Source organism: Bacillus sp. MRMR6, from assembly GCF_001940785.1.
Taxonomy (GTDB): Bacteria; Bacillota; Bacilli; order Bacillales; family Cytobacillaceae; genus Neobacillus.
Genome location: NZ_MSLS01000037.1, coordinates 40,300 through 48,942 on the forward strand (window position 1 = coordinate 40,300; position 8,643 = coordinate 48,942).

4 protein-coding genes and 2 pseudogenes are annotated in these 8,643 nt (G+C 45.0%); 3 read left to right on the forward strand and 3 right to left on the reverse strand.

The genetic code is table 11. The features are described 5' to 3' along the window. Positions 1-65: 65 nt before the first annotated feature. Together sat and cysC are read left to right on the forward strand one after the other, a co-directional pair. A pseudogene (gene sat, locus BTR25_RS28300) lies at positions 66-1,214 on the forward strand (sulfate adenylyltransferase); the annotation flags it as partial. Beyond that, complete coding sequence (gene cysC / locus BTR25_RS28305) at positions 1,215-1,826, forward strand: adenylyl-sulfate kinase (protein ID WP_254842783.1); 612 nt, start codon at positions 1,215-1,217, stop codon at positions 1,824-1,826. It abuts the pseudogene before it with no gap. 154 nt (positions 1,827-1,980) lie between these two features. Here cysC and BTR25_RS23265 read toward each other — a convergent pair whose 3' ends face one another. The 3 genes from BTR25_RS23265 to BTR25_RS23275 all read right to left on the reverse strand — a co-directional run bounded on the left by BTR25_RS23265 (position 1,981) and on the right by BTR25_RS23275 (position 7,938). After that, entirely contained in the window at positions 1,981-2,742 is a 762-nt protein-coding gene (locus tag BTR25_RS23265) for an N-acetylmuramoyl-L-alanine amidase (protein WP_075690375.1), read from the reverse strand. Between the two features lie 809 nt (positions 2,743-3,551). Next, the gene (locus tag BTR25_RS23270; RefSeq protein WP_075690376.1) at positions 3,552-6,977 is read right to left on the reverse strand and encodes a rhamnogalacturonan lyase family protein; all 3,426 of its coding nucleotides are present in this window, start codon (positions 6,975-6,977) and stop codon (positions 3,552-3,554) included. 112 nt (positions 6,978-7,089) lie between these two features. Beyond that, the gene (locus BTR25_RS23275; RefSeq protein WP_075690377.1) at positions 7,090-7,938 is read right to left on the reverse strand and encodes an AraC family transcriptional regulator; all 849 of its coding nucleotides are present in this window, start codon (positions 7,936-7,938) and stop codon (positions 7,090-7,092) included. Between the two features lie 566 nt (positions 7,939-8,504). Between BTR25_RS23275 and BTR25_RS23280 the strand changes: the two are divergent. Then, positions 8,505-8,643 (forward strand): annotated as a pseudogene (locus tag BTR25_RS23280) (IS3 family transposase); the annotation flags it as partial.

Genomic DNA, 8,643 nt, shown 5'->3' on the forward strand with positions numbered 1-8,643 from the left:
ACAAATCGCCGAGCAAATTACGGTAACTTCTACCAATTTATAGAAGTAAAGGAAGGTGTTCGTAAATGAGTCAGAGTATTCCTCATGGGGGATCATTGATTAATTTATTTGAACCGGATTTTGACTATAAATCCCTAAAAAGTGAAATAGAACTAGATAACATGGCATTAAGTGATCTTGAACTTATTGCTATTGGGGCTTATAGTCCATTAAAAGGTTTTTTAAAAAAAGAAGATTATGATTCCGTTGTAGAGAATATGCAGCTTTTGGATGGTACTGTTTGGAGTATTCCGATTACACTCCCAGTTAATGAGAAGCAAGCGGAAGATTTAACTGTGGGCAAGTGGATAAAGCTAGTAAAAGAGGGGGGCGTGTATGGTGTCTTAAAATTAGAACAATTGTATACACCCAATAAGCAGATAGAGGCAATGAACGTTTATAAAACAAACGATCTACTGCATCCAGGAGTCAAAAAATTATATGAACGGCCCAATATTTATGCAGCTGGAGAAATCAGATTAGTAAAAAAAAATGAAAAAGGGGAATTTGCTTCGTTCCATATCGATCCATCTGAGACAAGAAGTAAATTTAAAGAGCTAGGATGGAATACGGTGGTGGGATTCCAAACAAGGAATCCTATTCATCGTGCCCATGAATATATACAAAAAACAGCACTTGAAGTTGTAGATGGACTTTTTTTACATCCACTAGTTGGTGAGACAAAGCTTGATGATATACCAGCAGAAATTCGGATGGAAAGTTATCAGGTCTTGTTAAATCATTATTATCCAAAAGACAGGGTTTTCTTATCTGTTTTTCCTGCGGCAATGCGTTATGCTGGTCCGCGCGAGGCTGTATTCCATGCTATCGTTCGCAAAAATTATGGGTGTACACATTTTATTGTTGGGCGTGATCATGCAGGAGTAGGTAACTATTACAACACCTATGAAGCTCAAGAAATCTTCAAGAACTTCACTAGCGAGGAACTTGGAATCAACATTCTGTTCTTTGAACATAGTTTTTATTGCTTAAAGTGTGAAGGAATGGCTTCTACCAAAACATGTCCACATGACAAACACAATCATTTAGTTCTTTCTGGAACAAAAGTAAGGAAATTAATAAGTAACGGTATATACCCTCCCAGCACCTTTAGCCGTAAAGAGGTGGTTGATGTACTAATAAAAGGTTTACGGAAGCAAACGGAACTTTTGCCTATGGAAGGAAAAAAGATCCAGGCAACGAACATAACATGGCATGAATCTAGTATTACAAAAAAAGATCGGAGAGAACAAAATGGTCATAAAAGCTTTATCGTTTGGTTTACGGGATTATCCGGCTCGGGAAAGTCCACACTCGCCAAGGAAATAGCTAAAAGGTTATTTGATCGTAAAATTAGGAATTATGTATTAGATGGGGATAATATTCGTTTCGGTCTGAATAAAGATTTAGGTTTTTCAAAAGAAGACAGACAGGAAAATATTCGGCGTATCGGTGAAGTTTCAAATTTATTCGTAGATAGTGGTCAGGTTGTCCTTGCAGCCTCTATTTCTCCGTTTCAAAAAGATCGAGATCAAGTACGTCAATTAGTTGAAAAAAATGAATTTATAGAGGTTTTTGTTAAATGTCCATTGGATGTTTGCGAGAAACGGGATCCAAAAGGTCTTTACCAAAAACTAAGAGAGGGAAAGATAAAAGAGTTTTCGGGTGTAGATTCTGTTTATGAAGAACCGGTTAATCCGGAATTGATCATCGATACAAGCAGGTATTCGTTTGAAGAATGTGTAGCGCAAGTAATCAAGTATTTAGAGGAAAAACAATTGATATAAACACACTTAAATTTTTGGGGTTTAATGAGAAGATTCTTTTTTAATTGATACCAAAATAGCATTCCCCTACCTAAAATGGAAATTTTGAGTAGGAGAATGTTGAATCTTGCTCTTCTACCCAAGCATATAAGATAAATTGGCTAGGGTAAGTGAATTATTCTATAAACACTATGGCATCAAATCCTGCATTCTTTGCTTTAGCTGCTAGAGATTCTGCATTTTCTTTTGATTTGAAAGCGCCAATCTGGACTTTGTATAGACCATCTCTTAATAAAACAACGGCATCGAAACCTTTGGCCATTGCCTCTGCTGTAAGGTTTTCTGCATTAGATTTAATACGAAAGGCACCTATTTGCACCTTATATAGAACATTTGGTTTTCTCGTTAAGTTAAATGCCCTTGCTAATCCATTTGCGTGCCCTCTGGCAATAATTGCTAAGAAACTTGGTGATTTTAATTTATTTGCGTCATTGGTATTATCTATAAACCCATTTTCCGTTAACAAAGCTGGCATCAATGTTTCCCGTAAAACATGGAAGTTAGCTGATTTTTTACCACGATTAGCAAAATCTACTACCTTTAGAATCTCATCGTGAAAGATATCCTGGTATGTGGTTGTAGGGGAGCCAACTCCTGGATAAATATAGCTTTCAAAACCTGTACCACCACCTGCATTGATATGGATGGAAAGATAATAGTCTGCTCGCCAATTGTTTGCGGCATTTGTTCTTTCGCTTAAGCTTACAGTCTGATCGCTTGTCCTACTTAATAGGACTGATGCACCTTCAAATTCATTTAGTAATATATCTCTTAAAGTTATCGCTATTTGTAAAGTAAGATTTTTTTCTTGTAGACCATTCCCCAAAGCTCCAGGGTCTGTACCGCCATGTCCGGGGTCAATAAAGAGTTTAACCATTTTAATTCATCACCTCCATTAATAACATATTAAATAGGTACTGAAATGCTTGGACTAATAACAACAATTAAAGATAAAATTTTCCTCAAATAGCAATATCATATTACTACCCAATTAGCAGATGCCAATTCTTTAATAAATACCGCGGTTACGTTCACTGCAGGTTACCTCGGAACAATGGCGTGGTAGATTACCTTGTGGTTTCATTTGTAATCGAGCTAGGAGCAGATATTTTAACGAGTGATTTATCAGTACTTCAGGTACATCAAGATACTAGAATAACAGATGCCAGCAAACTTCAAAACTGCTTGAGACCTGCGTGCCAGGTCTGGTGGGTTCGATTACCACACAGTCCCGCCAATTAAATAATATCAAGGTTTCTAGCGAATACCTTACATACATAGACCTAGGGGGGCACCTGGTCTTTTTTGTTTCTCATTTTTGAGAATCGGATTAAAATATGCAGTCGCACATAGGCATGAGGAAAAATTGAGTTAATGGGATTGACTTGGGATAATGTGAGATCGTGGATATATTCATTTTACTTTGACTCTAGATAATAACTCACTTATAAATTACTAATAAGCTACTCAAACCAATGGGCAGCTTTTTCCATGTTAAATAATACGGGGCAAACCTTGTCGTTGTAATCAAGAACTAAAGAAGGAGCAAAGATTTCCTAGGGTATCTGATCATCATGATGAATTAACCACAAATTCCGCGGCTTGCTTTTCTAGCTGTTTATACGCATCGAAGGGCGGCATCGCGCCGCCCTCCGATTGCTTTTGATTTGTTGTACTGTCTCTTGGTTACTTGATGATGTAGCACTCGCGGATCTGGGTGCTGCCCTTGGTGTCTACATAGACTTCGTACGGTCCGACCATATAGGTGCCGGCAGCGTTGTTGTTGATGCTGTAGCTTTTAGTGTAATATGTCGGGGTCCCGTCGAGATCATTTTCGGTGACCTTGATCGTCAGCCCGTTCAGGTTGCCTTTGAGCTTTTCGACCGAAGCCTTGACGGAGGCCGTCTTGGTCGTGACATCCAGCGGGAGGGACTCCACGCCAGTGTTCATGTCGTCGCTCGGGATCACGGTGTAGCTGTACTTTGTACCTTGCTCGAGTCCCTTGTCAAGATAGCTCGTACCGGTGAATTCACCAATCTTCACTCCGTCTCTATACAGGGTAAAGTCAGTAGCGCCGGAGACTTGGGACCATTCGATGTTGATCGCGTTCGCCGTCACGCTCAGGACACTCATCTGGCTCTGGGCATTGGGGGCCATCGTCGGAACAGCGATGTCGGTCCTCATGGAAGGCAGCTCAGCCTCGTCGCCCAGATAGAAGCTAGCGAATCCTACCTGATCGTAGCCGGTGTTCTTATTCGCCACGCCGTTGCGGTACATCGGATCGTGCATCAGTGTGCGGATGCCGTACTCGGTCGGCGACAAGGTCGTGACGATAGCAAGACGGTTATTGCTGGCACGGAGAATGAGCTCCTCGCGCCAGTCTCCAAACATGTCGGCCTTGAGTGTCGGTGTGCTCTTACTGCCTGTCGACGTAAAGCCTGTCGTGAGATATCGGGAGTAAGCGAAGGTCAGGTCGTCGACCGTGCTGATGTTTGAGCCGCTGACGGCCATGGCCGTCAGGCCGCCACCGAACCAGATAGCATACTGGCCGCTTCCCAGGTTATTTCCACCGTTCAGGAGCTCGCCGGTAATCATGCTCCTCGCACCGTTATCCGAATGTCCCTGTACACCTGGCCAGCGGTTAGAGAAGTTTCCGGCCACCGCACCCTCGTTGTCTCTACCTGAGTATACGCCGTAGATGAGCGAGTTTTCATAGATGATCTCGCCTTGCTCGTTCAGCCGCTTGCCCTTCAGCGGGTCGTGGGCCTCTACACCAGGAATCCAGCCGTAGTGCCTGCCGTTGCGGATGTCGTCCAGTAAGTGCTCCTCGCTTCCGGACCACATGCGAATGTTGTTATCCTTGTTGACCGGGAGCAGAGCGCTGCGGTCGCCGTGACGGAGTGGAGCCCACACGTTCAGCGGGTTGTTTCGCACTGCGTCGGTGGCGAACTCAAATTCGTTAGCAACCGGAGGGATGCTGTTCTGCCCTTCGATTGTAGGCATGATGTCGCCGTTAAGTACCTTAGGCAGAATCATAGTCTTATCTGCGTTCAGGCCGAGGACCATGGCTTTCATCACAATCTCATCACGGCCATCGCCGTCGAGGTCAGCCGAATCAGTAAAATGGTTACCGCGATTCCTGTAGTCATAGGCAGTCCCGCCCAGGGCCCAGTACTGCGGATCGTCCGAGTCGAAGCTAGCCTGGAGGTTAACTTTGCCGTCCACAATATTGAAGGCTGCAAAGGTTGTCCTTGCGTAGTAGCCACGCTGAGAAACAGCGTAGTTATTAACAGCGTCAAGGGCGGCCACGACGCCAAGGTAGCGGTTGGCACGGTTGCCCTGTGCGTCGCCCCACACAGCTTCTTTCCACGGATTCTCAAGCCAGTAGGCTTCTTTCTGAGCCATAATCTGCGCTTTATAATCGCTTGAGGAACTTCCAGCGCCTGGGCCTGGGAAGGCTAGATAAGAGTAATTGCCGCGCTGAGTCGCCGGCGTCATGGCCCAGTTCTCTCCGTCCACGCTGCCCTCGTAAGGGAATGGATATTTAGCGCTGTCTACGAGCACGCCCTTGCCTGCGTCGTTATCCCACTTAAAAGCCGAGAAAAACTCGAGATCGTCTTTAGCAGGGCCGATTGGGCCGACGTGGTATGTTTTGATCCATCGTTTGACATCCGGATTATTAACTCCATCGTTACCGCCTCCGGCTACCGGGCTGCGGTAGGAGATGGTAAAGCTATTAAGAAGTGCCCAATAGGTGTCGAGAGCCTGTTCGTTGCCGGTGACAAAGTATTCCTTGAACTTGTCCGTGGTGGCGTTCAAGCCATCCTCGCCGCCAACGACGGTGTTAAGGGTGTCTGGATAGATAACGGACTGCGATTCTTCGTCCCAGTTGCCGATACGGGTGCCGATTCCGGTCTTGAGCATGAGCTCGGCCTTGCCGTCATTGTCAAAGTCTTGTGCAAACAGGGTGTTCTCGTGGTCGTTGCTCGATTTTACATTATAGCCCATGTCTACACGGAACAGCAGGGTGCCGTCCAACTTGTACACGTCAATGTACTCGGGAGCGGTTGTGGTGCTCCTTCCATTAAATATCGGTTCTGAATACATGGGGTCTGTCTGGGTGCTGCGCCACTTAACGACAATCTCATATTCGCCGTCGCCGTCAAAATCGCCCACCGTCATGTCGTGGGTGGCGTAGGTGCTACTTTGCGATGTATGTATCGCACCTGTGCTGGTTTTCGCGTATGGGAGCTTGGTACCGGAATCTAGTTCCTCTACGTATTTTATGAACTTGGCTTCCAGCTCAGCATATAGGTCATTGCTGATGATGCCATCGGCGCCGAGGGAATTGGACGGCTGCCAGGTTTCGTGGTTGTACTCATTAAGTTTGTCGATCCATCCGCTCAGATCTGTATTGCTGACCGGGGTCTTGTTGTCATGGGGCTCGCGGAAATCCCTGAGCAAATCCATGTCGACGATGTACCAGTGCTCGCCGCTCGAACCAGGAATAACCATATTAGCTGTGTTCAGATTGGTGTCCGGGCCGAACCTGTGGCCGCGGTAAGTGAAGTGTGCAAGCGGCACTGGTTCCGGAGCCGGCTTCATCGGGATATATTGCACGGCGCCTCTGTTGGCCTGCCCCGAGCTTCCCGCCAAGGCCGACAGCATCGGTACGGACATGCCCTGCCTCAACCCCTCAACGCCGTTGATTACCGGCGCCACCTCATAGATGGAAGTTATGAGGCCATCCGGATCGGTGTAGTTAGACGGTGTGATGTTTTCTTTCACAATGCCTGGGTTTGTCTCGTAGTTGCTCTCGGGCTGTACATCCCGAGGCGTGATGGTGGTAATCTTCACAAAGTCCGCGTCACCATCTTTACGGTAGACATTCCATGAGAGTCCATCGGGCTCGTCTCCCAGGAAGCGCCAGCTAAGGAATATGCCGTCTTGGACCTGGGCGGCAACCAAGCCACGTGTCAAGTACTCCATCGGACGCAGACTAGGTGCCGCGTCATTGGCCGCTGCCGGGGCAGGGACGCTGAAGACGACCAGTGATAGGCACATGGCCAGCACTAGGGAGAGAGTTACGATTTTGTGCAGTGTCTTTCGCAATTTGTTTCCTCCTTTAAATTATTCTCTGAATCTTCAATAATATTAAAATATTACGAATTAAATCTATTTTAGCGAAACTGTCGGGTCAAGCCTATATMACCAAGGATGTGGTTTATGGATTGATGTCGGAATGGCTAATTAGATGGCGATAATGCTTTGGAGAGGTTCCTTTTAACTTTTTGAACATTCTTGAAAACAACAGGGAGTCGGTATATCCCACAGAATGGGCCACTTCACCAACGGTATACTGTCCTTTCCTGAGTAGCTCGCAAGCCTTATTCATCCGGTATTGCAGCAAGTATTGTTGCGGAGTTAATCCTACTGATTCCTTGAATATGGTGGAGAAATATTTGCGTTCCAGCCGAACAAACGAAGCTAGTTGTTCAATGTATACTTGTTCATGGTAGTGAGCATGAATATATTCCATTCCTTGCACGATATAGGTGTCCCGTCTCCTCGGGCTTGAAATCAAGGGGATGGAAAGTGGAACAGTCTCCGTGAGAACGGATAAAAAATTATACATAAGTGCTTTGATCTTTAGATCGGCGCCAGGTTCTTGTCCAGAAACCATTGTTAATTGATTATACATATCGGGCATGATCCTAATGTCCATAGGAAACACCGGTTTCTCCGGGGTCAGGCGTGTACGAGCCAAAATCGGTTCCACCTGTTCTCCGAAAAAGACCAACCACGAATAAACCCAGGGTGACTGCATGTCCGCTTTATAAAAAGTCAAAACATTCGGATAAATGAGGAAGGCTTGCCCCGCTTTAAGTGAATAGGTATGCTTTCCTACTTGGACGGTGCCCGAGCCATTGTGGATAAAATGAATGACGTAGTTGTCTCGCACCATTGGGCCAACGGCATGTCCGGGAGCACACTCCTCCCTCCCCCAGTAAAGCAGGTGCAAATCCGGGTTATCTCGGTACGGCTTTTCCGGATTAAAATCATAAGTTCTCATTAGGTCTCTCCTCCGGTAAAATACTGACATTATACTATAAATGAATGCCTATATATCATTGTGTAACCCTGGTTCAAGCGGTACAATTTGAATCGGATGATCCCTGACATTCCGCCACCCGGAAGTCTTGTGACTCAACAGGAATGGTGCTGACTCGTTCTGTCCTCCGCAATCAAACCACTATATCTGGTGCGAAGGAGAACATGTGCATAAAAATGTATTGAGAGAGGAAAGAACACCCTCACAGAAATCACTGCCAATTAGAGTTAATTCTTTATTCGACGAGTGATATATGGAAATCCTTTTTAATTAGTGGGGAATTTTTAAGTTCAACTTATATAGATAGTCTGGGTAAGTAATTGTGTGGGTCAATGTGGACAAAAAAAAGCATTGAGGAAAAAATCTCCCTTTGGGCTAACCTAAATTAATGAGACAATATAAAACACCTTCGAAAATGTTACACTTTAAACAAGTACATTTATCGGGGGTGTTTTTGCATGGGCAAAAACTTATATACTAGTGAAACTAAGTGGGCTGTTGTGAGAGAAAAACTTGAGGGAAAATTGACCACCAAAGAAATTATGGACAAGTATCAAATAAAGAATAAATCTCAAGTTGAGACCTGGATGAGATGGTATAAAAAGGGTGAAATCTATCGTTTTGATCAACCAATTGGAAAACAGTATACATTTGGTCATGGGCCTG

Excerpts from the sequence above, each read along its gene's own strand:
- BTR25_RS23275 (WP_075690377.1), bottom strand. The coding sequence starts at position 7,938 with ATGAGAACTTATGATTTTAATCCGGAAAAGCCGTACCGAGATAACCCG.
- cysC (WP_254842783.1), top strand. The coding sequence starts at position 1,215 with ATGGAAGGAAAAAAGATCCAGGCAACGAACATAACATGGCATGAATCT.
- BTR25_RS23265 (WP_075690375.1), bottom strand. The coding sequence starts at position 2,742 with ATGGTTAAACTCTTTATTGACCCCGGACATGGCGGTACAGACCCTGGA.